General features: G+C 66.0%; 23 protein-coding genes. 15 read left to right on the top strand and 8 right to left on the bottom strand.

Annotated features, from left to right (window positions below):
- Nucleotides 1–84: 84 nt before the first annotated feature.
- The 3 genes from ABLE94_RS20840 to ABLE94_RS20830 form a co-directional block, all read right to left on the bottom strand.
- Nucleotides 85–2694 (bottom strand): LuxR C-terminal-related transcriptional regulator, encoded by a 2610-nt coding sequence (locus ABLE94_RS20840; protein ID WP_348806883.1) that lies wholly within the window; start codon nucleotides 2692–2694, stop codon nucleotides 85–87.
- A gap of 119 nt (nucleotides 2695–2813) precedes the next feature.
- Nucleotides 2814–3905, bottom strand: a complete 1092-nt coding sequence (locus tag ABLE94_RS20835; RefSeq protein WP_348806911.1) for a catalase family protein — start codon at nucleotides 3903–3905, stop codon at nucleotides 2814–2816.
- 59 nt (nucleotides 3906–3964) lie between these two features.
- Nucleotides 3965–5812, bottom strand: a complete 1848-nt coding sequence (locus ABLE94_RS20830; RefSeq protein WP_348806884.1) for a peroxidase family protein — start codon at nucleotides 5810–5812, stop codon at nucleotides 3965–3967.
- Nucleotides 5813–6180: 368 nt separating this feature from the next.
- Here ABLE94_RS20830 and ABLE94_RS20825 point away from each other — a divergent pair, with 368 nt between their 5' ends.
- The 6 genes from ABLE94_RS20825 to ABLE94_RS20800 all read left to right on the top strand — a co-directional run bounded on the left by ABLE94_RS20825 (nucleotide 6181) and on the right by ABLE94_RS20800 (nucleotide 13527).
- Nucleotides 6181–6924, top strand: a complete 744-nt coding sequence (locus ABLE94_RS20825; protein WP_348806885.1) for a hypothetical protein — start codon at nucleotides 6181–6183, stop codon at nucleotides 6922–6924.
- Between the two features lie 132 nt (nucleotides 6925–7056).
- Nucleotides 7057–9750 (top strand): hypothetical protein, encoded by a 2694-nt coding sequence (locus ABLE94_RS20820; protein ID WP_348806886.1) that lies wholly within the window; start codon nucleotides 7057–7059, stop codon nucleotides 9748–9750.
- Nucleotides 9734–10636, top strand: coding sequence for a DUF4132 domain-containing protein (locus tag ABLE94_RS20815; protein WP_348806887.1), 903 nt, complete (start codon nucleotides 9734–9736; stop codon nucleotides 10634–10636). The genes ABLE94_RS20820 and ABLE94_RS20815 overlap by 17 nt, the downstream gene beginning before the upstream one ends.
- A gap of 357 nt (nucleotides 10637–10993) precedes the next feature.
- Entirely contained in the window at nucleotides 10994–11155 is a 162-nt protein-coding gene (locus ABLE94_RS20810) for a hypothetical protein (RefSeq protein ID WP_348806888.1), read from the top strand.
- A 371-nt stretch (nucleotides 11156–11526) separates the two neighbouring features.
- Nucleotides 11527–12891, top strand: a complete 1365-nt coding sequence (locus ABLE94_RS20805) for a wax ester/triacylglycerol synthase domain-containing protein (protein WP_348806889.1) — start codon at nucleotides 11527–11529, stop codon at nucleotides 12889–12891.
- A 69-nt stretch (nucleotides 12892–12960) separates the two neighbouring features.
- Nucleotides 12961–13527 carry a dihydrofolate reductase family protein gene (locus ABLE94_RS20800; RefSeq protein WP_348806890.1) on the top strand — a complete coding sequence of 189 codons (567 nt, stop codon included), beginning with the start codon at nucleotides 12961–12963 and terminating at the stop codon, nucleotides 13525–13527.
- A 7-nt stretch (nucleotides 13528–13534) separates the two neighbouring features.
- On the opposite strand, the gene ABLE94_RS20795 is transcribed toward ABLE94_RS20800, so the two are convergent.
- Nucleotides 13535–13981 (bottom strand): nitroreductase family deazaflavin-dependent oxidoreductase, encoded by a 447-nt coding sequence (locus tag ABLE94_RS20795; RefSeq protein ID WP_348806891.1) that lies wholly within the window; start codon nucleotides 13979–13981, stop codon nucleotides 13535–13537.
- A gap of 154 nt (nucleotides 13982–14135) precedes the next feature.
- On the opposite strand from ABLE94_RS20795, the gene ABLE94_RS20790 reads away from it, so the two are divergent.
- The 3 genes from ABLE94_RS20790 (at nucleotide 14136) to ABLE94_RS20780 (ending at nucleotide 15801) form a co-directional block, all read left to right on the top strand.
- The gene (locus ABLE94_RS20790) at nucleotides 14136–14297 is read left to right on the top strand and encodes a hypothetical protein (protein ID WP_348806892.1); all 162 of its coding nucleotides are present in this window, start codon (nucleotides 14136–14138) and stop codon (nucleotides 14295–14297) included.
- Between the two features lie 61 nt (nucleotides 14298–14358).
- Nucleotides 14359–14976, top strand: a complete 618-nt coding sequence (locus ABLE94_RS20785; protein WP_348806893.1) for a TetR family transcriptional regulator — start codon at nucleotides 14359–14361, stop codon at nucleotides 14974–14976.
- 3 nt (nucleotides 14977–14979) lie between these two features.
- Complete coding sequence (locus tag ABLE94_RS20780) at nucleotides 14980–15801, top strand: mycofactocin-coupled SDR family oxidoreductase (RefSeq protein ID WP_348806894.1); 822 nt, start codon at nucleotides 14980–14982, stop codon at nucleotides 15799–15801.
- A 24-nt stretch (nucleotides 15802–15825) separates the two neighbouring features.
- Here the strand turns inward: ABLE94_RS20780 and ABLE94_RS20775 are convergent, their stop codons facing one another.
- On the bottom strand, nucleotides 15826–16422 hold the full coding sequence (locus ABLE94_RS20775) for a hypothetical protein (protein WP_348806895.1): 597 nt from the start codon (nucleotides 16420–16422) through the stop codon (nucleotides 15826–15828).
- A 287-nt stretch (nucleotides 16423–16709) separates the two neighbouring features.
- Between ABLE94_RS20775 and ABLE94_RS20770 the strand changes: the two genes are divergently transcribed.
- The 3 genes from ABLE94_RS20770 (at nucleotide 16710) to ABLE94_RS20760 (ending at nucleotide 19169) form a co-directional block, all read left to right on the top strand.
- The gene (locus ABLE94_RS20770) at nucleotides 16710–17558 is read left to right on the top strand and encodes a carotenoid oxygenase family protein (RefSeq protein ID WP_348806896.1); all 849 of its coding nucleotides are present in this window, start codon (nucleotides 16710–16712) and stop codon (nucleotides 17556–17558) included.
- A gap of 20 nt (nucleotides 17559–17578) precedes the next feature.
- On the top strand, nucleotides 17579–18130 hold the full coding sequence (locus ABLE94_RS20765) for a carotenoid oxygenase family protein (protein ID WP_348806897.1): 552 nt from the start codon (nucleotides 17579–17581) through the stop codon (nucleotides 18128–18130).
- A 193-nt stretch (nucleotides 18131–18323) separates the two neighbouring features.
- On the top strand, nucleotides 18324–19169 hold the full coding sequence (locus ABLE94_RS20760; RefSeq protein WP_348806898.1) for an oxygenase MpaB family protein: 846 nt from the start codon (nucleotides 18324–18326) through the stop codon (nucleotides 19167–19169).
- Between the two features lie 62 nt (nucleotides 19170–19231).
- Here ABLE94_RS20760 and ABLE94_RS20755 read toward each other — a convergent pair whose 3' ends face one another.
- The gene (locus ABLE94_RS20755) at nucleotides 19232–20881 is read right to left on the bottom strand and encodes an alkaline phosphatase D family protein (RefSeq protein WP_348806899.1); all 1650 of its coding nucleotides are present in this window, start codon (nucleotides 20879–20881) and stop codon (nucleotides 19232–19234) included.
- Nucleotides 20882–20976: 95 nt separating this feature from the next.
- The gene (locus tag ABLE94_RS20750) at nucleotides 20977–23010 is read right to left on the bottom strand and encodes an erythromycin esterase family protein (protein ID WP_348806900.1); all 2034 of its coding nucleotides are present in this window, start codon (nucleotides 23008–23010) and stop codon (nucleotides 20977–20979) included.
- 284 nt (nucleotides 23011–23294) lie between these two features.
- Here ABLE94_RS20750 and ABLE94_RS20745 point away from each other — a divergent pair, with 284 nt between their 5' ends.
- Nucleotides 23295–23723: a type II toxin-antitoxin system Rv0910 family toxin gene (locus ABLE94_RS20745; protein ID WP_348809753.1), complete on the top strand. Its 429-nt coding sequence runs from the start codon at nucleotides 23295–23297 to the stop codon at nucleotides 23721–23723.
- A gap of 188 nt (nucleotides 23724–23911) precedes the next feature.
- Here ABLE94_RS20745 and ABLE94_RS20740 read toward each other — a convergent pair whose 3' ends face one another.
- Entirely contained in the window at nucleotides 23912–24121 is a 210-nt protein-coding gene (locus ABLE94_RS20740) for a hypothetical protein (protein WP_348806901.1), read from the bottom strand.
- A 192-nt stretch (nucleotides 24122–24313) separates the two neighbouring features.
- Here ABLE94_RS20740 and ABLE94_RS20735 point away from each other — a divergent pair, with 192 nt between their 5' ends.
- Both ABLE94_RS20735 and ABLE94_RS20730 read left to right on the top strand, forming a co-directional pair.
- Nucleotides 24314–24568 carry a type II toxin-antitoxin system Phd/YefM family antitoxin gene (locus ABLE94_RS20735; RefSeq protein ID WP_348806902.1) on the top strand — a complete coding sequence of 85 codons (255 nt, stop codon included), beginning with the start codon at nucleotides 24314–24316 and terminating at the stop codon, nucleotides 24566–24568.
- Nucleotides 24553–24945 (top strand): PIN domain-containing protein, encoded by a 393-nt coding sequence (locus ABLE94_RS20730; RefSeq protein ID WP_348809726.1) that lies wholly within the window; start codon nucleotides 24553–24555, stop codon nucleotides 24943–24945. Before ABLE94_RS20735 ends, ABLE94_RS20730 begins: the two co-directional genes overlap by 16 nt.
- Nucleotides 24946–25033: the final 88 nt, after the last annotated feature.

Genomic DNA, 25033 nt, shown 5'->3' with positions numbered 1-25033 from the left:
GCGATGTCTGCCGTCCGACACCGTCGCAGTACAGACCACGAGGCAATCGGAAAGTCATCGCCGCGCAGCCGCTCCACACACCAGCTACCCGACACCCCGCTTGTCGCCCCGCCACACGATGCGGGCCAGTTCGTCACGATCGGCGACATCGAGTTTGATACACGCCCGGTACACGTGTCCCTCGACGGTGCGGACCGACACCGTCAGGCGATCGGCGATCTCACGATTGCTCAGGCCCTGTGACACCAGCGCCGCGATCTCGCGTTCACGCGGTGTGACCGGCAATGGCCGCGCGGCCGTTCTGGTGGCCGGGGTCGTCGCGCCATCACACCTCCTGGACAGCAGCAGTGCCCGGGCGCTGGACTCGGTGCTCTGCCGCCGATGCCCGGCCCGGTCATGCAGCGACACCGCCTGCGCCGCGGCGTCGGCCGCCGACAACAGCAGTCCGGCCTGCTCGAAGGCGTGACTGACGTCGTCGAGCGCGTCGGGGTCGGCGTCGGCGACCGCCACCGCGTGGCGTGCGAACAACGGCGCGAGCACTCCCTGCACCCGGGGCGCAACCTGCACGAGTCGTTCGGCCATGGTGCGATCACCGAAGCGCGCCGCGTGATGCAGGGCTTCCGCCTCGACGGCGTACTGACCGACCTCGTGCGCGAGATCGGCTGCGCCGTGCGCGAATTCGATGGCGGTTCGTTCCCCACCGCGTGCGGCGGCCAGCCAGGCGCGGGAGATCAACCGTTGCGGATCGTGGATCGCTTCGTGCGGACCCACATGCTCGTCGGCCTCGGTGAGCACCCGGTCGGCGTCGCCCACCGCACCCAGTGCCGCGTAGGCACGTGCCAGTAGCAGTCGCGCCGGGAGTTTCCACGGCAGCGAGTTGTCGGCGTTGAGTGCTGCCAGCGCTTGTTCGAGTGCACCGATCGCCTCCCGGAAAGACCCCCGATAACAGGAGACGAGGCCGGCCATGATCTTCGCTATCGCCCACCCGACGAATTGGCCTGCGTTGGAGAATTCGGCGTACTCGATCGCCCGTTGCTCGGCGAGGTCGATGCGGCCGGTGGTGGCCAGGGCCAGCACGTCGCCGTAGCGCACCATCACCTTGATCATGCCGTCGGTGGCCTTGTGTTCGGGACGGCACCGATCGGCGATCGCCTCGAAATCGCGGCCACGGCCGGCGACCGGCATCGCCAGTCCCGCCGCGAAGGCCGCGAAATCGACTGCCTGCCCGGGGGATTCCGGGTCGGCCAGCACCCGTTCGGCGCTGTCGATACCCTCCGCGATCCGGTTGGCGTGCACCGCCATCGCCGATCCGGTCGCCTCGACCATCAAGCACAGCGCCGGATACCGCACCCTCGACCGCAGCAGATCGAGCAGGCGCGCGCTCTGGTCGACGTCGCCGAGCGACCAGAACAACAGGCTGATGCGCGGCACGCCCCACTGGACGAGTTCGAGTTCATCGAGGGTGTCCGGGTCGAAGGCGGCGAGCACCTCGTTGGCCTCGACGATCTTGCCCTGCCACAGGAGGGCCCTCGACAGCACGTCCACGGCGCGCAGACCTCCGCCGTTCTCGGTCGCAGCTCGCGCAAGGCGTTCTCCCAGAGGAAGATTGGTCAGCGCCACCGCATCCTTCGCGGCCGAGATCAGCAGCTTGACGTCGAGCTGGTGGCCACCGTCGACGCACAGTCGCGCCAGGCGGATCCGGTCGGCGGCCGTGCCGGTCGGCCGTTCGCGCAGAACCTCGACGATCCGGGCGCGGAGGCGTCGACCGGCGATCGTCCCGATGCGCCGCCTGATCACATCGCCGTAGAGCGGGTGGGCGAACCGCGCATTCTCCACCACACCGTCGCGGGTGATGCGGATCAGACCACGGACCTCCGCGGTGTCGACGGCGTCCTCGCTCGACAGTGAGATGAGGGTGTCGATGTCGAGGGGTTCGGACAGCGCAAGGAGTTTCAGCGCGTCGACGACGTGATCGCCCGCGGCATCGATGCGGTCGTCGAGCAGCGCCACCAGCCCCGAGGGGACCGCGGTAGGGCCGCGTAGTTGCCAGACGCCGTTGACCTCGGCGAGGTTTCCGGCGTCCAACGCACCCTCGACCATGTTGCGCAGGAACAGCGGATTGCCGTTCGACGACTCCCACATGACGTCGGCGCTGAGTCCCTCGAGGGTCCCGCCGAGGACCTTCTCCACCAGCGACGTGCACTCGTCCTTGCGCAACGGCTCCAGCTCGATCCGCGTGAGGTAACCATCCTTCCAGAGCGAGGTGATGGCGTCGGGTACCGCCTCACCGGACCGCACGGTCACGATGATCCGCGCGGCCCGTTCCACCGCGAGTTGATGCAGCAGAGTCGCCGAGAGCTGGTCGAGCAGGTGCGCATCGTCGATACCCAGAACCGTATCCGGTTGCGCCACAAGAGATTGCCGTGCGGCGCCGAGCGCGGCCACCGGATCACGCGATCCCGTCTGCTCGACCCACGGGGCGAACGCCCCCAACGGGATGGCCTTCGACGATTCGGTGCACGCGGCCCACAGGACCGGTCCGCCGAGGTCGGCCGAGACGGTGCGGGCCAAAGTCGTCTTGCCCACCCCGGCGGCACCGATGAGTACGACCCCACTCCCGTCGGCACTGGTCAGAGCCGATCGGATGGTGTGCTGCTCGGTGGGCCGACCGAGCAGCTGCCAACGGCCGCCCATGGGGCTTGAGTATAGGGTCCGCGAGGGGCGGCCGTGCTGGCGTTTGCCGCGATATGTGGGCGGGCCGGCAGCACCCGGGCGAGGTCGGTCGTCCGGGTCGTCACGGGGAACGGCGACGGTCATTCGGGCAGGTCGGACTCGGTCGCCGGCTCGAACCGCGGCGCGTTATTGACCTGATGACGGAAGTTGCTCGACGCCTCGTACACCCGCTTCTTGAGCCGGTTGATCGATCCCAGCGGACGGTGGGCGGCCAGTCCGTTCCAGGAGTTGTAGGACAGCACGTCGTCGCCGAATGCCCGCCGCTCCGGGGTGTAGGGGTCCTGGACGGGATAGTGGATCGTCGCCACCGGGATGTATGGGGATTCGACCTGATTCCAGTGGGCGGTGGCGTCCTCGATCGGCATCGTGTCGATATTCGTGCACAACTGCACCTCGAGCCGGTAGTCGGCACTGTGGTTGGCGAAGAAGTCGATGACCATCTCGCGGAAGGCGTTGATGCCCGGGCGGTCGTCGACCGGCTGACCCATCAGCGCACGGACCTCCGGTGAGGCGGGCACACACCGCAGCTTCGCGATGTACGGGCCGTGCAGCTGCGGGGCGGATGTGTAGAACTCGTCGCCCAGGATGTGTGTGTTCGGCCGAACGAACACCGCGAGGGTCTCGGGAAGACGCCGGCCTCCGACAACGCCGAGTGCGGTGCTGAGCCCCTTCAGGACCGGGTCCGGCAGCCGTGCCAGGGTCACCGCCGTGACCATTCCGAGCCGGCTGTACTTGTGCGCGTCGGCGAACAGGAACTCCTCGTGGGTGACCATGATGAAGTCCTGGGTGGTGGCGGTGTCGTCCGGCAGTGCACGCGGAGCATTCGGGTCCACGCCGACGAGCTTCATTCCGAGCCCCCGCACACCCTGAACCTGATCGCTGCGGATGGCGCCCGACGTACTCGACAGGCGCGAGATGACCGGGTACTTGCGCGGGGTGGCGAAGACGCCCTGCGCGAGTTCGTTGGGCAGGTCGGGAAGCACCTCGAGAGTGCCGCGCAGAATGCCATGGCTCTTCGCGTGCGCGTCGCGGACGCCGCACTTGTACTTCCGGAAGGCGTATTCGTTGTTGCCGTGCAGCGCGCGGACGATCCGCTCGATGTCACGCTCCTCGTCCTCGCGGGGTTGTTCCATCTCCGGGACGAAGACGACGGGGGTCGGGGTGGTCGGCATCGCGGGGGTCTCCGCGGATGGGGCGATGTCGGTCATGATGGCCGGTCCTCGGGTTGTGGTTACGGAACATTCCAGGGCGCGAACGGATTCGGGACATCCCGCAGGGCCGGCGCGAGAGTGGGGAAGTGGCGCAACAACACCGACCGCATGGAGTTGTCCCGGATCCACGCCATCCCGACCTCTGTGTAGACCTCGGAGGTGAAGTCCTCGGTGAGGAAGCGGTCGCAGGTCAGCCGTCGCGACGCCATCAGGATGAAGATACGGAAGGCCGTGTCGCTGAAGCCGAATCCTGCGGGTCTCGGTTCCGCGTAGAGCCCGATCATCAGATCGAGCCGTTCGATGTCGCCGTACACCGACTCCAACTCGTCGGCGATCCGACGATCACCGGTGAGATCCATGAAGTCTTTCTTGGGCTTGAGACGCAACTGCCGACGGAATTCGTTGTAGCGCGGCACCCCGCGCTCACGGACACGCACCAGATCGATGGTGGCCAGGTCGATCGGCGGACCGACCGGACGCCTGAGGTTCTGGAGCGTGACGGGATAGTTGTGCAGATCGAGCGCGCCGGGATTGGCGGTGCCGAACGTGTAGAGGAGATCGGCCATCGGGGCGTCGGCGAGCCGGGTGCGGACATCGGGCATGACGAGATCGGAGAGCGTGCGGGTGACGATCACCTCGTCGTCGGCGAGTGCGCGGATGGTCACCTCGTCGGGCATCAGCGGATGCATGCGATAGATCGCCACGAACTCTTCGGTGAGGGAGAAGGCGACGTCATTGAAGTCCGTGCGGGATCCGGGGATGCCGCTGAGCACCTCGTTGCCGAAGACGTGCCCGTAGCGCCGTGCAACACCTTCGCCGAGGACGCCGAACCAGTTGCCGCGCAACGCCGCCACGGTCGTGGGGTGGGCGATGATCGCCGGCGTCCAGTCCACCGTGTGGATCTTGGCCATCAGTGCGCAGTTGATCAACCGGGCCACGGTGTATCGCCGCTCGGGGTCCATCTGCGGGTACGCCGCCGCCAGACGGGTGCAGATGGCGTTGTGTTCGCGCAGGAACAGCGAGTGGATGAGAGCCAGACCCACCCAGAAGTTGGGGGCCGAACCGTTGGGATCCAGAAGCGCGTCGGTGGCGGCGGGCGGGAGACCGGTCTCGTCGAGGTCGATCCGGCCGTCGGGCAAACGGATCGCGTTCGAGTAGGCCGGATTGTCACCGTAGATCTGGGAACCGTCCCACCAGAAGGTGGTGATGGATTCGTATGCGGGGCCGAAACCCGGGCCGGCCGGCGGGAGCACCGGGGTGCGCGGAATGCTGATCGGCTCATCACCCACCGGATCGCCCGGGGGCCGCTCGATCTCCCAGCATTCGGTGGCCTCCGCGGCCGGAATCGTCCGGTGGTTGAACCAGTCGTGGACCTCGAACTGAATCCACGCCGCAGCGAGAAGGTTCAGCGTCGTCGCCGGGGTGAAGTCGTCACCTCGGTCGAGTAGACGCATGCTGACCAGGCGCGGATTGGGCTGCAGCACATCCGCGTCGGAGCCCGGTTGGACGTAGCCGGGCATGTTGCGGCCGAATCGGCTGCCCACCGAGCCCATGGCCGGGTCGGTGGTGGCGTTGTAGGTTCCCAGGACCGTCCGTCCGGCACGATCGGCCTCGGTTGCCGGCGGTAGCGCCGGGCCCGGGTGGGGGCCGGTGTCGACGAGGTTCTTGGCCCGCAACTGACTGCGCAATCCGAGCAGAACGGCCAGCCCCGGCCACCTGCCCACCCGCTCCCATCCGATGTGACGGTCGACGTACTCGGCCACGCCGGCCAGACGCCGGGTGATGGCGGGTCGTCCGTCGGGTGACGCCTGCGGCGGTGCGCCCTGCAGCGCGGTGGTCGAGGCGGTCACACCAGGGATTCCGGGCATCAGCAGTCTCCGTGGCGGGAAAGCTCCGCCGGTCGTCGGGTTCATCTTCGTACGCGTCGGTGCCCGACCAGCATGAAGCCATCGGTGAACGGGTACACGAGTAATCGACTACTCGATCCCCGGCACATCACCCCTCGGATTGCGGCTCGCACCTCTCGGTTCCGACGCTGCATCCACCTGAGAGGTACGTCGGAGGTGCCCGTTCGTGTGGTTTGTCCGGTTCTGACGTCCGATTTCGGCCGCGACGACCCCGATTGAGGTAGCGCCGTACTCGTGCCCTCGGGCGTGTCGATGGCAACGATGGGACATAACCGGCGCGGCTGAAGACCTCGGTGCGCAGTGAGCGTCATGTACATGGAGGGTGGCCTGTGATCGCACCGATCGAGATCAAGACGAACATCGACACCGGGGTCGGCGAGGCGTTGCGGGTCCTGGGGTGTCCGCAGCGGCCCACGGAACGTCGCGACATCTGGTTTGCCGAAGCGCGGTCGACGGTCGAGCACACTCCTCTTCCGCTGCTGTCGAGCAATCTCATCATCAAGATGCGCAGCGGTGACCAGGATGACATCACGGTCCGGCTACGCCCGTGTCCGCCGGACCGACTGGTCGGCAAGTGGGTCGCCCCGTTCGCCGACGACAATCTGATGTACCGCCTCACCGGCGACTGGTGCGGCTCACATCGCGCGATGGCGGCGTCGGTGGTGAGTCGACGGAACCCCGGTTCGGTGGGAACCGCCGTTGCCGACGGGATCGATCCGGCACATCTCCTCGATTCTGCGCAGCGTCAGTTTCTCGTGACCTGCACACCCGCAGGCGTACCCATCGACCACCTGATGCGGCTGGGGCCGATCGACTCATCGCGATGGTCGGGGATATCGCTGGACGGGGTCGGGATCGAGGTAGAGCGTTGGGCCGTGCCCGAGGTGGATCTGCTCGAGATCTCCGCAATGGTGCAGCCACGACCGGGGGAGTCGGCGGGTGAGTTGGAAATGCGCTCTGCGACAATCCAATTGGCGATCCGAACAGCTCTGGACAACCGCGGTCTGATACCTTCACCGACCGATGTCAAGACCCGTCGGATGCTCTGTGCACTCGCTCGGTCACGTGCCTGAAACCCACGTCCGCGGGACGGGCCCGCGTCCACCGGCAGCTGATCGCGAGACGCTATGCCGTAGATCCGAGTCACTTGGTGACTCGGATCTACGGCGTTATTGCAGTCGACGCGGTCGGCTAGCATCGGTCCGGTGACTTGGGGAGCACGGCAGATCATCCAGTTCGGTGGCGTGTCGAACGAGCCAGTGCACGGCGCCTCACCGGCACGAGTGGTGGAGCTTCGGTCTGCGCTCCTCGGCGATCGGGTGATACGACGGATCGGCACCGCCGACGACGAGCACCTCGTCAACGGGGTGGAGGTCGCAGGTGACCGGGTGGTGGGCTACCAGGCACGCGGCATTGCCGGATACCCGGAGTGGGCATTGGCCCACCACCCCGATGACCGCGACGACATCCTCGCGGGTGCCAACCTGCTGCATTCGGCCAGTCCCTTCGAATGGCGCAAGTGGGAACGGGGTGCACCCCCCGCCGTGGTCGCGTTGGCAACCGAAGAGCGGGCCCGAGTACAGGACCCTGCGTGGGCCGGACACGGCGATGGCGGCCAGATGTCATATTTCACCGATGCTCGCGTCGGTGAGCGTTCGGCCGGAGTGGAACCAGATCTCCCGCGGCTTGTCGCCGCGTACCAGGAGTTTGCCTTGCGCGGCCAGCTGGACAGCGCGGACCTCTTACCCTTACGACGCAGCCTGACCGCCATGCCCGCGCCGGCCGATACGGATTCCTTCTGCGTAGATACCTTCTGCGCGGTACTGACGGCAATGGTCGGTAGTGGCTACGCCCCGCATGTGGGGATGCTCGCCGACATCGCTGAAGTGGCCGAACAATGCGGTATCGATCCGGACGACCATCTTGATCGGTTTCTGTTCGGCATTCTCGACCTCCCGGGAACCTGCGACGCCTCGTCACCGTTCTGGACACGGGTCGCGGACCGGGTGACCGCCGGCGTGGACGGCAACGAGCTCTGGGCCGAAGCGTTACTCCGGGTGCGCCCCCGACGAATCGGTCCGAGCGACTGGGCCGATTACCTCATCGCGGTCGGTGCCGACGCCGCTCTCCTCGATGGACGCGTCGACGCGGGTGAATGGCTGGCGGCCCAGACATACCGACTTCTCGACCGCGGCTTCGACGATGACACGGGAGGTGGCCTGGTGCGTCTCGTCGAGAAGGTCATCGCAGCCCGGGATTCTGGACGAATCGAGGTGCACCGGACAGTGGTGGGCACCCCATCGACCTGCGCCATATCGGCGGGACTCTATGATGCTCTTCTGGCGGCCGGGCTGGAGCTCGAAGGCCGCGTCACCGGGCTCACCGAACCGGCCACACATTTCGGACGCGACCTGCGTTTCTACGCGGCGACCCATAGTTTCACCGCAAACATCGACGGCACGGGCAGAGCGCTCATGCGGGCGGTGACCCGCGAGCCGGAGCTGTTGACCGCCGCGGGTGTCGCCGAACTCTGTCGTCGCTACACCAACGAACTCGCGAACCGTTTGACCACAACCGGTTCCGTTCGTCAGATCGTCGAGACCCTCGGCAAGGTTGCCCAGATTCCCGCACCGCTCATGAGCCGGGCGCTCGCCTCGGCGGTGGCCGCCCTTGCTCCCGTTTCCCTGCTGAGCCAAGCAATTCGATGCGGTCTCCCCTCGGAGTACGGGTGGACGATGTTCGAAGATCTGGTCGAGCCGACGCCCGCCCCTACCAGGCCGGGGACATTCGCATCCAGTCGATTCGATGACCGGGAAGCGATTCCGGCGTGGGCAGATGCCTGGCCGGCCGTCGGCGTCCGCAGCGGCAGTCGTTTCGTCTTCGTCGACGGCGATGACGTTGTCGCCGAATGTGCTGGCCTGCCCTGGAACTCACGCTTCCTCACTCTTGTCGATGGCGAGGTGGTGCAGACCGATGGCGATGTCGCCACATGGAGTCCGTCGGGGCGGCGGGCCCACGTGACCTACGACAGCCAATCTTTTGATGGCAATCGTCACGCCGCGAGTACGGGCGCGTCCTGGGTGATGCCGGACGGACGACGGGTTTGGTCGACGACATCGGTTGTCGCGCCGGATATGCCGGCTCTGGTGGTGCTGCGTGAGCCATTTCCCGTCCTCGTCGACGAGGAGGGAAACGCGTGGGTGGTACCGGATTCGTCCGACGTGAACCGACATCAGTTCCGTCCATTCAGCGGAAGCGAACACCTGACGCCCCCGGACGTGATCGGACTCTTTCCGTCGGCACTGCCCGGCGAACGGTTACGCCCCGAGTACTGCACCGCCCGGCCGGTGACTCCCACGACCCGTCATTCGCCGGTCAATACACACAATGAGAGGCATTATCTGGCGGTGTTCTGCGACTCGACCGAACAACGCTGGCGGGTTGTGGAAGGTGACGGCACGTCGATCACCATCGACCTACCGCGTCACATCACTCCGACGTCGGTGATGCGCGTTCCCGAGAGCGGGAGCCACCGGTGGGTTCTCACGGGTTCGCGCATCTACGACGCGGACGGTGGCGACCTGATCTGGGACACCCGCAAACTGGTTGACGGCGAATTATCCTATCGGGCAGCACAACCCGCCCACGAGTGGCTCTGCCACCTGCGGCCCATGTGGTGGCATCAGCTGACCGTGCGAGACTCCGTGACCTCAGATCGGATGCGCGGATTCACCGACGAGGACGCCCAGCAGCTACTGGCCGCCGGTGACGATCATCTGGGTCCCACGATCGAGCGGGTGCTGCCGGGTGCCCCCGTCCCCATCGTCGCGGACCTGACAGAGCTCGTGCACCAGGCCCGGGCGATCGCCGAACGGAGGTCGGATGTCCTCGAACGATGAGGTCAGCTCGAGCACCGGGGATTCTCTGTGGGTGACCGTCGGCGAGACAGAACTGTCCCTGAAGGACGGTGAGGTCGTGGCACGGCGGTTGGACGGCACCGCACTTCCCTCGGTACCGGAGGCCGTGTACGGCACACCCGAGTACACACAGCTGCGTGAACTGGGGGACCTGCTGGTGCGACACGACTCGCACTCCCACGCCGAGGTACAGCGATGGGTGAGTACCGGAATGCCGGTGCGCACACTACTTCTCGGTGAATTATGGCCGGACCCGACCTGGCGACGCTGGTTACGCAACCTGGCCGTCGTACCGATACGCGACGTCACGACACCAGTCGATGCCGACGACCCGCCATCCGCCGGTTTTCTCCACCGCGTCGTACCCGACCCACATAGCGACGAGACCGCAGTGATCGAGGTGCTCGCACCACTGGACACCATGGTGTCCGTACGGTGCGAGAACGTCGTGTTCCCCCATCCGGCAACACTGGGTGCGGAACTCGACCAGTTGCGACGCTTCGCCGAGGACACCGGTATCGAACAACCCGTCGAGCAGATTCACCGGATGACGTTTCGTTACCGCCCCGACGACCGGGCCTATGTGAACCTCGACTTTCAGGGACGAGAATTCCGCGACAAGCATGCGGTGTCGGACGCCGCTCTCGCCCACGGTTTTCGCGTCCACGACGGTCGTGTGGTGACCAGGATCGTCGCGGACGGAGCGGTCTACGAGGCACATCTGCTGTTCGACGACGAGTACGGCGTCACCACCGACACTCTCAGGTGGCTCTGCCATGACGAGGTGGTTCGAATCCATCACCTGCCCGCTGCGGTCTACAGCGAAGGCGTCCGGATGGCGACGCTCGTCTGCGAGCGTGCCCGGTAGCGACGCGTACACCGGGGGCAGCCCGCATCCGAGGCCGAGAGCTGTGAGTACGGCCTATCCGGTGGTGAACTCCCGAATCGCCCCGGCAACCCCTTTCGGGTCGGTCAGATTCGCGAAGTGACTCTGCCCCGGGAAGACCACCGAGGTGGCATTCGGAATCGACGCCGGCCGGTCGCGACAAGGACATGGTCAACCGGGGTGGTGAGAAGGCCTCCGCCGAGGAGATGGAGAACGTCGCCTACCGACTTGCCGGCGTCGAGACGGCCGCTGCCATCGCCACGCCGGATCTGGTTCTCGGTGAACGGCTCTGCCGGTATCTGACGGTGGCTGTATCTGACGGAGGCCGAGGGACATTCGGTGTCACTCGACGATGTCAGCCGGTCGATGCAGGCCGCCGGGGTGGCACGGTTCAAGATCCCCGAACGTCTGGTCGTCGTCGACAAGATGCCCACCACCAAGATCGACAAGAAGACGATGCGGGACGACATTCGAATGCGACTCGATCGCGACAAGGCATGATCTACCCGCGCGGGGAGCAGTTCCCACTGATCAACCGAATCAACGGCTGCCGCGCGACTCGCCGGGCACCTGCCCGATTACCCTGCCCGATCACCCGGCCACGGTCGGCTTGCCGAGCGTGTCCATCGGTCGGCCGGTAGAGCGAACCGAGCGGTCGCCTCGTGGGTGGACACCGCGGCGGTCAACGTCAGCGGGTCGCGGTAACGCACCGCGGTGAGCTACACCCGGCCCGGGTGGTGCGGAGCGGCGGTGCGAACCGGACGCGCACGCGTCAGCATCCACGACGAAACCGTGAACGTGGTGCCGGAACCATCCAGCACATGTCAAAAGACTCTGCCGCTATGTGATGTCGACCGGGGATACTGGACGCTGTGAGCAGTAACACCACCCGGATGACTCAATCGGACATGTTCTCCTGGCGGATGGAGCACAACCCGGTCCTGCGTTCCACGGTCGTCGTGGTTCTCCTGCTCGATGTCTCACCGGACTGGGACCGACTCGTCGCGACGGCCGAACGGGCAGCCCAGGTACTACCGGCGATGCGCCGCAAGCTGGTACCCGACGTGGGTCTCGCACCGCCCCGGTGGATCGAAGACCCGGATTTCGACCTCCGCTGGCACCTCCGTCGTCTCGCCGCCCCGCATCCCAAGGATCTGCGCGGGGTTCTCGAGGTGGCCCGGACCAAGGCCATGACCGCATTTGATCCGGCACGCCCGATGTGGGAGTACACGCTGCTCGACGGTCTCGAACGCGACGGGGCCGCGGCCGTGGTGATGAAGTTTCACCACTCGATGACCGACGGCGTCGGCGCGGTCCGCATCGCGGCGGAGATCATGGACTTCGAACGGTCCGGAACCCCACGGGAACCGGCGCCCGACAGCGTCGCCCGTGCCGCCGACCCGTCGATACTCGACACCGTCGGCTGGTACGCATCCTCGGCCACAGTGGTGGTGCGCGCGTCCGTGGTCGGGGCGGCACGTCTGGGCACCCGCATGCTCTTCCAACCGATCCGGGCGGTCCGCGATGTCGGGGTGACCCTCGCCTCGATCGCCCGCGTCGTCGAACCGGTGCTCCGCACGCAGTCGCCGGTGATGACCGAGCGCAGCACACGGCGCCACCTCGCGACCCTGAACGTTCCGGTCGACGGATTGGCGGCGGCCGCCGAGAAGGGCGGGGGAACCCTCAACGACGCCTTCCTCGCCGGCATCGTGCTCGGCATGCGTGAGTATCACCGCCGGCACGACTCGGATGTCGATCGTCTGCGGATCACCATGCCGGTCAACCTGCGGCCCGACGACGACGAGACGATCGGCGGCAACCAGATCACGTTGTTGCGCTTCGTGATTCCCTCCGACATTCCCGAACCCGCCAAGCTGATCGGTCGCATCCACGAGATCGTCGCCAACTGGCGGCTGGAGCCGGCGGTCCCGCTGGCCCAGCCCATCGCCGGTGCCCTCAACGTGCTGCCGTCCTCCGCGGTCGGCGCGATGCTCGAACATGTCGACTTCCTCGCCTCCGACGTACCCGGTTCGCCCGTCTCGCTGTACATGGCGGGCGCCAAGATCATCAAGCAGTACGCCTTCGGCCCGACGATCGGGGCAGCGTTCAACGTGACGTTGCTGTCGTATGTGGGGGAGTGCTGCCTGGGCATCGACGTCGACGACGCCGCCGTCCCGGATCTCGATGTCCTCGTCGACAGTCTCGGCGTCGGGTTCGACGAGGTGTGCACCCCCTGAGCTCCACAATCGTGGTGTGACCAGCGCGGCGCCGCGATGAGTATCGCGCTCCGGTGCAGTCTGACTTTCATGGGCACACTCATCTACGGCTTCACCGTGTCGGTCGACGGCTACATCGCCGATGCGCACGGAAACATCGACTGGTCCGATCCGAACGAGGAACTGCATCAGTACTGGAACGATTTCGAACGCGAGACCAGCCTGGCGTTCTACGGACGGCGACTCTACGACCTCATGGCCGACTACTGGCCGACCGCCGACGACGACCCCGAGGCGTCACCCATCATCGTCGACTTCGCCCGCATCTGGCGCGCCATGCCCAAGGTGGTCTTCTCCCACACCCTGGAGTCCGTCGACTGGAACTCGCGCCTGGAACGCGGCGACCCGGTCGAGGTGGTCACCAGACTGAAGGCCGAGACCGACGGCCAGTTGGAGATCGCCGGCGCGACCCTGGCCGCACCGGTGATCCGGGCCGGACTGGTGGACGAGTATCGACTCGTGATCGCGCCCACGGCAATCGGCGGCGGTCTGCCGTTCTTTCCGATGCTGCCATCGTGGATGTCGTTGCGACTGTTGGAGAATCGCACCTTCCCGGGTGGCACCGTCCTGCTGCGCTACGCGGCACAGCGTGACTGACGTACCCTCACGCGCCTATCGGCACCAATTCGAAGACCGGGTGTCGATCCGCTTCGGCGGCGAATTTCTCCAGCGGCGCATCGGGTTTCGCGACGAAGTAATCGCGCGGCGGACCGGTGATCCGGAGATACTCCTTCAGGATCGGGGCGGCCTCCTCGGGTGCGGTGACCTCGCGCACCGCCCACTCCTGGTTCTCGCCGCGCCGGGTGATGCGTACCGTTCCGGCCGCGCGCGCATTGTGCACCCATCCGACGGGGCCGTAGGGCGCGACGAGCCATCGCGAGCCGTCTCGTTCGACGAGGCTGACCGGGTGACTGTGCTGTTTCCCGGTCTTCCGTCCGCGGGTGGTCATCATGTAGGTGTGCGGTACCAATCCCCACCGCACCGGCACGGGCATTACCTTCTCGCCGACCCTGCGTATCGGCGTCATGCGGAATCTCTTGACCTCACCCATGCTCCGATTGTCGCGCCCACCCGAACAGGAAGGGTAGAGACGTTGGACTCGAACTCCGGACATTCAGTGCTTCGCCGTACCGGAGACATCGGTGAGATCGACGGAGATGACGAGTTCGGCAGTTCATGGCGACCACGTTCGGTATGAATGGTGGATGACCCCCAAAGAGACCGACCCACACACCGAGGACACAGGCACCGGGCCGGAAGGCGCGGATTCCGACGTGCAATCAGATCCCGCTTCCGGCGAGACATCCGGCGACTGGACCGGCGAGGGCGGCGCGACCGACGACGGTCCGGCCACAGACACCGACTGACAATTCGGGGCATCTTCTGCCTTGATGGCAGTTTCTGCCACATTTTGCTAGGGTGTGGGACATGGGCACCGTCCCCACCTTGCGTGAACAACGCCAGCAGCAGACGTCGGTCGATATCTCCGACGCCGCGTTGGACCTGTTTGCCCGGCGCAGCTACACGGAGACCACCATCCCCGAGATCGCCGCGGCCGCACACGTTTCGGTACGCACATTCCATCGCTATTTCCCCACCAAGGAAGATGTGATCGCCCCGGCACTCGACGCCGGCTGGCGATCCTACGTGGACGCCCTCGCGGCGCGCCCGCGCGAGGAGAACCTCATCGACGGGCTGGTCGGCGCACTACAGACGGCACTCGACGAACCATCCGGCCGGCGCCACCGCACCTTCCTACGGACACTCCCGACGTCGCCGGCGCTCGCATCCGCGTGGCTCAGCGTGCACGACCGTTGTTGTGACGCACTACGCCCGGTGCTCGCCGGTCGGATCGACCTCGATCCGGCCGACCTGCGCGCACACTTCGCCGCCGCCTGCGTCGTGACCGCCAACCGACTGGCCGTCGAGAGCTGGGCCCGAGATCCACAGGTGGCGATCGACGACACGGTGCGGAACCTGCTGTCCGCTGCCGGGCCACTCATCAACCCCGCGATCGGCAGTCGTCGGTCCAGACGAAAGGTGTAGACAATGACAAGCGCAGGACGAGTGGCGGGCGAGGTCGCCTTCATCACCGGAGCAGCGCGTGGCCAGGGGCGGGCCGAGGCCGTCGCGCTGGCCGAGGAGGGCGCGGACGTCATTCTCTGTGACGTCTGCGCACCCGCCACCGACACCGACTATCCGGCCGCAACCCCCGAGGACCTGGCCGAAACCGTTGCGCTCGTGGAGAAGACCGGACGTAGCGCAGTGCACGCCGAGGTCGACGTCCGGGATCTCGACGCCATGGTCGAGTTGGTGACGCGTGGTGTCGATCAACTGGGACGGCTCGACATCGTGGTGGCGAACGCCGGGGTCGTCAGCTGGGGACGATTCTGGGAGATGTCGGTGGACCGGTGGCGCGACATGATCGACATCAACCTCACCGGCGTGTTCAACACGCTGCGCGCCGCCGCGCCGACCATGATCGACCTCGGCAACGGCGGCTCGATCATCGCGACCAGTTCCGTGGCCGGCATCAAGTCACTGCCCGGCCAAAGTCATTACAGCGCAGCCAAACACGGCGTCGTCGGGCTGGTCAAGTCGGCCGCGATCGAGTTGGCACCCTACCGGATCCGCGTCAACTCGATACACCCGTGGGGCGTCAACACCCCGATGGGTGCCCAAGGCCCCGAAGGTGCGAAGGTGTTCGCGGACAATCCTTCCTACGCGGCGGCAATGGGTCAGTACTGGTTCGATCCGCCGATCTCGGAGCCCGAGGACATCGCCAACACCGTGCTCTTCCTGGCCGGTGACGAGTCGCGGACGATCACCGGGATTCAGCTCCCCATCGATCACGGGGCGACCAAGATCTGACTCGCCACCCGCCGACGAGCGACGTCAGGCGGGTTCCAGCGACCGCGTGGCCTTCGCCAACGCCGCGAGGGTTCGCAGGACCGACTCACGTTTCGCACTCAGGTCCGACACCTTGGCCTTGCCGCTGAGACCCGGATCGTTCTGCGCGACGGCGAGGCGTTCCTCGATCTCGGCGAGTTGCGCCAGCAACTTCTCGGCCCGATGCGCGAGTTCTGCGCGGTCCGGACCGGAGACGTTCGAGGATCGAGCCGTCGCCGACGCGGCGGTCCGCGCCGGGCCGCTGCTCGTCCTTCCCGCAGCCTGCGTTCGGGCGGCCGAGCCGGCGGCGACCACGCCACGCTGCCCGGATCGGGACTTTCCACGCCGTGGCGGCTCGGTGCGGGTACGGGTCAGCTCCGCCCGCGCCTCGCGAGCCGCGACACGGTGCGCGCGCTCCTCCTCGTCGTCGGACTCCAATGATCCACCCAACGGCCGCAGACCATAGAAGTCGACGAACTCGCGAGCCTCGGCGATGGTCTGTTCGGCGGTCCGGCAACGCGCGCATCGCGGTTCGTTGCGGAAGTAGGCGAGGTCGTCGGTCGACGAGCACCACACGCATTCACGCAGGGTGATGTCAGTCATAGGAGCGTCGGCAGTGGGGAGAGGCACGGGCGAACAGAGTACGCCACAGCGCATTTCGTGGCACAGGGGGGTTGGTGGTTGAGCACTCGTGCGAGACGGTCACCGAGCGTCCGGGGGCATCCGTGGTGAGCGCGACGTCGGAGACCGTGCGAGGCGAGCCGTCGCCTGGTTGACCCACAATGCGGCTTCATGCGGCCAACCCAATTCTGGAAACGGGTGTTGCCAAATATGCGCAAGGCTGCGACACTGGGCGTGAGAATCACAGCAGGTCGAACCCTGGAGGAGCCTTGACCTCGACAGTTGATACATCGTCTTCCATCGCCCGCGCATTTGAGCCCGCAATCGAATCCCCAGATGAAGTAGCGCTGCCCCTGACCGGGGAGATACCCGGCGATCTGCGCGGCACCTTGTATCGCAACGGCCCGGCACGGTTCGAAGCCGGTGGATTCCGCGCCGAGCATCCGTTTGACGGAGACGGCTTGCTATCCAAGTTCGTCATCGACAATGGCGAGGTGCGGTTTCGTTCACGGTACGTGCGAACCCCGAAGTTTCGCGCCGAAGAACGGAACGATGGTGCAAGAATTCGTGGACTCTACAGTCAAGCAAAGGGTTTTCGCGCGAACGTCGGACGCGGTCCATCCGACAATGCCAACACCCACGCCGTCCTGCACGCGCACCGCCTTCTTGCACTCAGCGACGTCGGCCGGCCATGGGAAATCGACCCCGACGATCTCAGCACACGGGGACGATGCGACTACGACGGGAAACTTCCGTTGCTGTCCCGCTTTTCGCCACACCCCAAGATCGACCCGGTCACCGGAGAGCTCTTCAACTTTGGCCTCGACCTGAGTATTGGGGCCAGGTTTCCGGCAGCCCTCCGCTGTTACCGCGTCGACCGATCCGGCCGGATGCATGGTGTGGGTCGTGTCCCGCTCCGCGATGTCATAGTGCAGCACGATTTCGCGATCACCGAGAACTACCTCGTCTTCGCTCTCGCGCCGCTGACCGTCGACCCGGTGCGAGCGGCGTTGGCAATGATCGGCCACGGTACACACGGCGACGCAGCCGACTACCGTCCCGAACGTGGCATGCGGATTGTGCTCGTTTCCCGGCACGGGGCCGCAACCGTGTCATAGAATGCGAACCCTTCCTGTACGTGCACGTCGACAACGCCTACGACGACGGAAATGACGTGATACTGGATGTGGTACAACATGATTCGCTGGAGTTTCTGACCAGCGAATTGAAGAACTTCCGCCAAGGCCTGCCACCGATCGGACGTCCGGCTCGAATCCGAATCAGCAAAGCCGGCCGTGTGGAACGTGAGATCGTGGGCGAATTCGAGTCCGTCGAATTCCCGATGCACGACGAACGCCGCACCGGCCGACAGCATCGATACAGCTACTTTGCCGCCTACACCCCGGAAACCGACGGGGCGATAGTCAAATTCGACCACACCACTGGCACAGAACGCCGGCACACCTTCACCGGTCAGGAGTTTCCCGGAGAGCCCGTCTTTGTGCCGCGGTCCGCCAAGTCCGACGAGGACGACGGCTGGCTACTTGCACTCACCTACCTCGCCGCCGAGCACCGCACCGCGCTGGTCATCCTTGACGCGGCAGATATCGAGCGCGAACCACTTGCCGTCGCTCGCCTGGACGGGCATGTGTTCCCCGGTTTCCACGGCAGTTTCACCGACCGCGTCTGACAGCCGATTCGCCACCACCGAGTCCCAGCCCCTTGGTCTCGAACACTTCGGAAGGATGACCCTCATGGGCGCACACGAACCCATATCGGATTACGCGGGCCCACCGCAGTGGTCCCACGCCGACTACATCGCGTCACTGTTGCCAGAGAGAATCCCGATACACGCGACGCCACTCACCGTCGAGCAGACGCGCATGCGAATTCCGCGCCACCGGCATCGGCACACGACTGCCGACAACCCACCGACTCTCGCTGCAGCTCTGGACTTCTGGGCACTGTCGACGGCAGCACCGAACGTGGCGATGCAGATGGCGTGGCCGGAGATCGGTCGCGGCGTCATCGAAAGTCCGGTGGAGTCCGGTGCCTTGACGAAGCATCCCTGGAAGCGACTTCGGACCACCGCGTCGTATCTGGCCGTCGCAATCCTGGGCACCGAGGCGGAAAAACGCGAGATGCGGGAGGCGGTCAACGCGGCCCACCGTCAGGTGCGTTCGCAACCGGGCGCCAAGGTGAAATACAACGCCTTCGACCGCAGGGCGCAACTGTGGGTCGCGGCATGCCTTTATGTCGGGTTCGAGGATGCGTATCAGTTGCTGCACGGCAGGATGACTGCCGAGCAGTTGGAATCGTTCTATGCGAGCGGTTCGACACTGGGGACCACGCTGCAGGTGCCCGAGGACATGTGGCCCACAACGCGTGCGGACTTCGACGATTATTGGAATGCGGCGTGCGCGAGGGTCGCCTTGGATGATGAGGTCCGGGCCTACGTCGACGACCTTCTCCACCTGCGAATGCTCCGCTGGTACATGCGAATTCCGCTCAGCGGGCTGATGCAGTTCCTGTGCGCGGGATACCTGGCACCGCATTTTCGGGAGGCCATGGGAATCGAGTGGAGCACGACAGACCAACGCCGCTTCGACAACCTCTTCTTGTTCGTCGGGTTCGTCAATCGATTCATGCCGCATTTCTCGCGCGATGTCGGCCACAAACAGATGGACTACGTGCGTTGGCGGATTCGCCGAAAGGCGCCGTTGGTGTGACCGCGATCGTGACGCCGCCGGTCACGCAGACGCAACCCCTGCGGGTTTCCGCTCCCGTGGCCTCAGGATGCCTCGCCGGCATCCGCGGGGTCCGCGGTGAGCGGAACGTCGGAGACCGTGCGAAGCGTGCCGTCGTCCCCGGGTTGCTCGAACACCGCGCGCGCCGAGCGGCCGAGGAAGCCGGCGGTCGCGATGGTGTTTCCGAAGATCGGACCGTTGACCTTGGCCCAGGACATCGGCAACGGGGGAGCGCCGGCGTGCCGGGCCCACCGACGGGTCACACGTGCCAGGAGAGTCGACCAGCCCGCGATGAACATCGGTTTCACGTACGGCGGTACCGCGTTGTGCACCGGGGAGCAGACGAGTTGGTAGACGGCCGATCTCACCGGTTCGCCGAAGTCGACGCGCGCGGCGTAGCTGTGGTGGACATCGCCGGACAGGACGGTGATGGTCGACGGTGCGACGTCCGGCAGCGACGCACTGCCGCGGATCGCCCTGGTGAGTCGCTCGAAGGAGGCACTGAAGGCGGGCCAGTGTTCGAGGTCGGCACCCTGGCGAATCCGCTCGGCCAACCGACCACGCCACCCGGACCGGTGTGCGGCGATCTCGTTCACCGTCTCGACGTCACCGAGAACCGGAGGCAGCAGCCACGGCAGAGACGTTGCGATCATCAGGTGATCGACCGCCTCCGGCGAGTCGGTCAGCTGGGCCTCGAACCACTCGAATTCTTGGTCGCTCAACATCTTTCGGTCGCCCTCGGCGAGAATCCGGCCGTTGCGGGAATCGACGACGATCAGTCGGGCACGACCCAGGTCCCAACGGAAGCTGAACCGAAGTCCCTTGCGCCCATCGGATTCGGTGTCGGCGCGGTCGGCGAGGTCGACCAACCGCGACCAGCAGTCCCCGTCGATGTCGAGGACGTCCTGATAGTCGGGGTCGGTGGCGAGGACAGCCGGATCGAGGTTCCCGATATGTTGAAACACCCAGTACGACACCAGACCCGCCCGAATCCGTTCGCGCCACCACGGTTGCCGGTTGATCTGTTCCTGCCACGCGGCCGACGTGTTCCAGTCGTCTCGGATGTCGTGGTCGTCGAAGATCATCGCCGTCGGCACGGTCGAGAGAATCCACCGGATCTCCGGATCGCCCCACGTGTGGCGGTAGAGACTGGCGTACTCGTCGAAGCTGACCACCTCGTCGTCGGGGAGGTCGGTGCTGGGTCGCCGGCCGGCCAGATTGCGACGGGCGCGGGGAGTCAGTTCGTCGGCGTAGACCTGATCACCGAGCAGGAGCAGCGCATCCGGCCACTGCTCATGTGCCAGGCCGGCGAGGCGAGTCGCATAGGAGTCGAGTGCGTCGATCCCCAGCTTCTTGTCGAGGTTCGGGTCGTCGGTCCGAGGAAACCGGCATGACCCGAACACCACACGGTTTCTGGTGGCCGACGCGGGACCGCGCGTCCGGATGATGCTGGGCGGGAACTCGGAGTCGGGTTCCGGCCACACCTGCCGGCCGTTCACCGCCACCTGGTAGGCGTTCACCGTGTCGGGCTCGAGTCCATCGACGAGGACAAGAGCGAAATGCGACCCGTGGACCTCGAATGTCCGCGCTGCGCAGCTCAGCACCTCGACCTCGGCCGCGCGATCTGTCTGCACCCAGATCAGCGCCGACGTCTCGTCGACGTGACGCAGGACCGGTCCGAGCACGAGTGACACGGGACCAGCCTAGGTGCGGTTGCTGTGAAGTTCCGGCACCGGGAATCTCCTCGTCCGACGCGCGGTCGGGCGCGGGTCTTCCGAGTGCGGGAAACTCAGAGCCCGGTGGGGTAGGTCTCGGGGTGCCGGTCTGCGAGCCACTGGCTGGTCGGCTCGAGCGGTTCGAGTGCGTGGGTCCGGTCGAAGTGGATCATCGCGTCGTATTGATCGGCCGGACGCACGTGGTAGTAGTGACTCTGGCGTTCGGTCTCGGGTCGATAGATCACACCGATCGCACGGGCCAACCGCACCGCCTCCAGCGCGGGCGCCGCGTCCTCGTCGTCCATGCGGATCAGGAACGACGGTGTGCCCACCTCGTGGCAGACCTCCTCGAAACTGCTCGCCAGAGCCGGGCGGACGCGTTTGTGATACGCGATACCGCCCCAATCGTCGGCGGCGGTGACGGAGCCGCTGTAGGTGGAGAATCCGATGAGGCGGGAACTGTCGGGGTGGCGCTCTCGCATCAACTGTCCGAGGGTCAGCTGCCCCTCGGCGCCGACCTCGGTGGCTCGGGCGTCGCCGACGTGGGAATTGTGTGCCCACACCACCACCTTGCCGGGATGTCCGATCGCGCCGCGACTGTCGTCCAGGTGGCTCAGCAGCGCATCCAGGGTCTGGGCCATGTGCTCGTCGCGGACGTTCCATGAGGTCACGCGGCCGTGAAACATCTTGCGGTAGTACAACTCCGAATTCCGTACTGCTTGCGCGTTCTGGCGGGCGGAGAACAGTTCGTCGGCGGCGGCCAATCCGTCTCGGCTGAGGTATTCCAACGCACTCTCGTTCAGGTCGACGAGTTGGTCGATCACTTCCCGCTCACAGGAGGGCCCGGCCCCGAAGGCCGCCGCGTATCCGTAGGCCTGGCCGTCTTCGGGACCGGTGTGGTCGAAGCACTCGTAGCGCGCTCGGGCGCGTTGCGCCGCAGCGGGATCCACGGTGTCCAGGTAGGTGATCACCTCGTGCATGGAGCGGTGCAGGCTGTAGAGATCGAGCCCGTAGAACCCGACGCGTTCCGGGGCCGACCTGCGGATGTTGTGGTCGTGGAGCCAGTCGACGAACTCGCGGACGACGACGTTGCGCCACATCCAGGCGGGAAACCGCTCGAACCCCGAAAGGGCCTCGTCGGCCGAAGCGTCCGATCCCAATCCACGAACCCACCGGTTGACGCGGTAGGCGTCGGGCCAGTCCGCCTCGGCCGCGACCGCGGTGAAACCCTTGTTCTCGATGAGCCATCGGGTCATCTGGGCGCGGGCGGCATAGAACTCGTGCGTGCCGTGTGAGGACTCGCCGATGAGCACGATGCGGGCGTCCCCGACGAGTTCGTCGAGGACCGAGGCCGGCGGGACACCGTCGACGCAGTCGACAGCGACCCGGGTGATCACTTCGGCGTCGGTTTCCTCGACGGTCGTCGGCGGCGCGGTTGTCGGCGTCGCCAGCAGTGTCCGCACCTCCTCGTCATCGGTCTGCCGAAAATCCCAATACGAATCACCGACTGCCAGAAAGGGAGTCGGCATGGCGGCGCAGACAACATCATCGGCGAGGGCGGCCAGCTCCCGGCAGGTCGATTCCGGCGCGGCCGGTACCGCAACGACGATCCGGGCCGGTTCGGATTCACGCAGTGCGAGCACGGCGGCCTGCATGCTCGATCCGGTGGCCAGACCGTCGTCGACCAGAATCACTGTCTTGTCGGTGACGTCCACCGGTGGTCGCGAACCCCGATAGGCGGCCTCGCGTCGCTGCAGTTCACGGGTCTCGCTCTCGACGACGGTGCGCACCTGCTCGGGCGTCAGTCGCAGGCCGCGAACCACGTCGTCGTTGAGCACGATCCGGCCCCCGGCCGCGATGGCACCCATCGCGAACTCCGGGCGCGACGGGATGCCCAGTTTGCGCACGATGAACGCGTCGAGCGGCGCGTGCAGGGCGGTGGCGACCTCGAACGCCACCGGCACACCTCCGCGGGCGAGCCCGAGGACGATGACGTCCGGTGTGCCTCGATAGTCTGAGAGCAGTTGGCCGAGAACGCGTCCCGCCTCCCGACGGTCACGGAACAAATGGTCGCGGTCTCGACGCGTCGTCGATCTTGCCCCAGTCATCCCTGGCCTCCGACTCGCTCGTAGGTTTCGCCGTGGACGACACCATTGTGAGCCGTCGTCGGCGTGGGCACCAGAGCCGAACGTCACGCAGTGAGCACCAGGTTGTCGGCGGCGGCGTGCCTTGGCGGCTAACCTCTGCCGCAGCGACCCGCCCACAGCGCGACCACGTCGTATGGCTGCCTGCCGGCATGCGGAACCGAACCGCTGCATCTACGTTCGAAAGGGGAGCGAGGTCCAGAACAGGCGCCTCATCGTGCGCGATCCGGGAGAAAGCGACATCGAGGATGCCGGAAATAGACGTCGGGATCGACTCACAGCTCGAGCCGGAAGGTGCGTGGCGGTTGGCATCGGATCTGGAGAGGTTTTCCGAGTGGATGACGATCTTCGGAGGGTGGAAGGGCGAGGTTCCCGAGTCCATCCGCGAGGGGACGACAGTGGCATCGCTGATCAAGGTCAAGGGATTCCGGAATGTCATCCACTGGACCGTCACCGAGTACGAGGAACCCTCGGTGATCGCCCTGTCCGGTCACGGCCGCGGTGCGGTCCGCGTTGCTCTGTCGATGACGGTGACCCCGATCAACGACGGAAGCCACTTCGACTTGAGTGCAGACATCGGGGGCGGCGTGCTCAACGGTCCTATCGGGCGTTTGGTGGCCCGCGTGTTGCACTCCGACGTCCACACGTCGATCGAGAACCTCGCCGCGCTCCGATGAGGGTGACGCTGATCTGGGCCCAACAGGCTTCGTGGGCGATGGCCATGCCGCCGCGCCACCTCAGGGGATGTCCGCCACTTCGAACGCAATGACAACGATCGACCTCCCAAACCGTGGCCTTCGGGTCGTCAAGAAACCTCACTGTTCCGCCTACCAGGGGCCCGCGGACCCCGCCATCGAACAGAAACTCATTCGCCGGTCAGGGCAGACGTGCGGAGCACGATCTTGCCGGTGGTGTGGCCGTCCTCGACGGCCCGGTGGGCCGGGTCGGCGGCGAGGCCTGCGATGGCCTCGATCCACGCCCGTTCGGTGTGGACATGGGTGGCAGCGAGCCGTACTCCGATATTCTCCGCCTGCTCGGCAAGCGTGCCGGAGCCGGCGCCGAGAGCGATCAGCACGCCGCCGGGCCGTACCGCACGCAGTGCGGCTTCGCGAGAGCCAGGGGCTAGGACCAGGGCGACGTCGACAGCTGTGAACGTCCGACCAGGCGAGTCATTGACGGCATCGCCTTACCCACGGCGCAGGAGGATAGACACACTCCACCGTGCCGCCGCGCGTTACTTGAGTAGCACAGGTGCTACCATGGCGCCATGAGCAGTGACACCGTAGGGCTTCGCGAACTGCGTCAAGACGCATCGGAATTGGTGCGTCGGGTTGAAGCGGGCGCCGAGATCGTCATCACCGTGTCTGGTCGCCCCAGTGCCCGGCTTGTTCCGGCGACCCCACACATCTGGCGGGAGTGGGCCGACGTGCAGCAGCTATTCGCCGGTTCCGCGGACCCAGCCTGGGCTGATGATCGTGACGTGCTTGATCACACGATCGCAGATCCGTGGGAACGTCGTTGAGAGGCATCCTCGACACGAGTGTGATCGTTGCGACTGATGTCAAACCGATCCCGGGATCACTTGCGCTGAGCTCTATCACCCTCGCGGAAATGCACTTTGGCGTACTGGTGGCCAAGACGGGCGCCGTCCGCGCCGAGCGACTGCGTCGATTGTTGTTGGTCGAGAGGATGTTTGACGCATTGCCCGTTGACGACGCTGTGTCCGCAAGTTACGGAATCGTCGCCGCAGCTGTTGTTGCGGCCGGTCGACAACCGCGTGCGCGGTCGATGGATCTGCTGATCGCCGCAACGGCGCACGCCCACGCCGCCCGCCTCTACACCCGCAATGCATCGGACTTCGTTGGACTCGATGACCTGGTCGACGTGATCGAGGTCTGACAGAGGGGCAATCCCGTCTGTAAGTATCGGAGGGTGGCAACTCGGCGCATTGGTCCCAGTAATCGCTGGACCGGGCAGTTGCCAGTCG

Source organism: Gordonia sp. VNK1, assembly GCF_040049135.1.
In the GTDB taxonomy this organism is placed as follows: Bacteria; Actinomycetota; Actinomycetes; order Mycobacteriales; family Mycobacteriaceae; genus Gordonia; species Gordonia oleivorans.
The sequence above is the reverse complement of the archived record's forward strand: the minus strand, read 5'-3'. Positions and strand labels throughout refer to the sequence as shown.

Bases quoted from the DNA above. Each gene is read 5' to 3' on its own strand.
- ABLE94_RS20840 (WP_348806883.1), bottom strand. From the start codon at position 2,694: ATGGGCGGCCGTTGGCAGCTGCTCGGTCGGCCCACCGAGCAGCACACC.
- ABLE94_RS20835 (WP_348806911.1), bottom strand. From the start codon at position 3,905: ATGCCGACCACCCCGACCCCCGTCGTCTTCGTCCCGGAGATGGAACAA.
- ABLE94_RS20830 (WP_348806884.1), bottom strand. From the start codon at position 5,812: ATGCCCGGAATCCCTGGTGTGACCGCCTCGACCACCGCGCTGCAGGGC.
- ABLE94_RS20815 (WP_348806887.1), top strand. From the start codon at position 9,734: ATGTCCTCGAACGATGAGGTCAGCTCGAGCACCGGGGATTCTCTGTGG.
- ABLE94_RS20800 (WP_348806890.1), top strand. From the start codon at position 12,961: ATGGGCACACTCATCTACGGCTTCACCGTGTCGGTCGACGGCTACATC.
- ABLE94_RS20795 (WP_348806891.1), bottom strand. From the start codon at position 13,981: ATGGGTGAGGTCAAGAGATTCCGCATGACGCCGATACGCAGGGTCGGC.
- ABLE94_RS20790 (WP_348806892.1), top strand. From the start codon at position 14,136: ATGACCCCCAAAGAGACCGACCCACACACCGAGGACACAGGCACCGGG.
- ABLE94_RS20785 (WP_348806893.1), top strand. From the start codon at position 14,359: ATGGGCACCGTCCCCACCTTGCGTGAACAACGCCAGCAGCAGACGTCG.
- ABLE94_RS20780 (WP_348806894.1), top strand. From the start codon at position 14,980: ATGACAAGCGCAGGACGAGTGGCGGGCGAGGTCGCCTTCATCACCGGA.
- ABLE94_RS20775 (WP_348806895.1), bottom strand. From the start codon at position 16,422: ATGACTGACATCACCCTGCGTGAATGCGTGTGGTGCTCGTCGACCGAC.
- ABLE94_RS20760 (WP_348806898.1), top strand. From the start codon at position 18,324: ATGCGAATTCCGCGCCACCGGCATCGGCACACGACTGCCGACAACCCA.
- ABLE94_RS20750 (WP_348806900.1), bottom strand. From the start codon at position 23,010: ATGACTGGGGCAAGATCGACGACGCGTCGAGACCGCGACCATTTGTTC.
- ABLE94_RS20745 (WP_348809753.1), top strand. From the start codon at position 23,295: ATGCCGGAAATAGACGTCGGGATCGACTCACAGCTCGAGCCGGAAGGT.
- ABLE94_RS20735 (WP_348806902.1), top strand. From the start codon at position 24,314: ATGAGCAGTGACACCGTAGGGCTTCGCGAACTGCGTCAAGACGCATCG.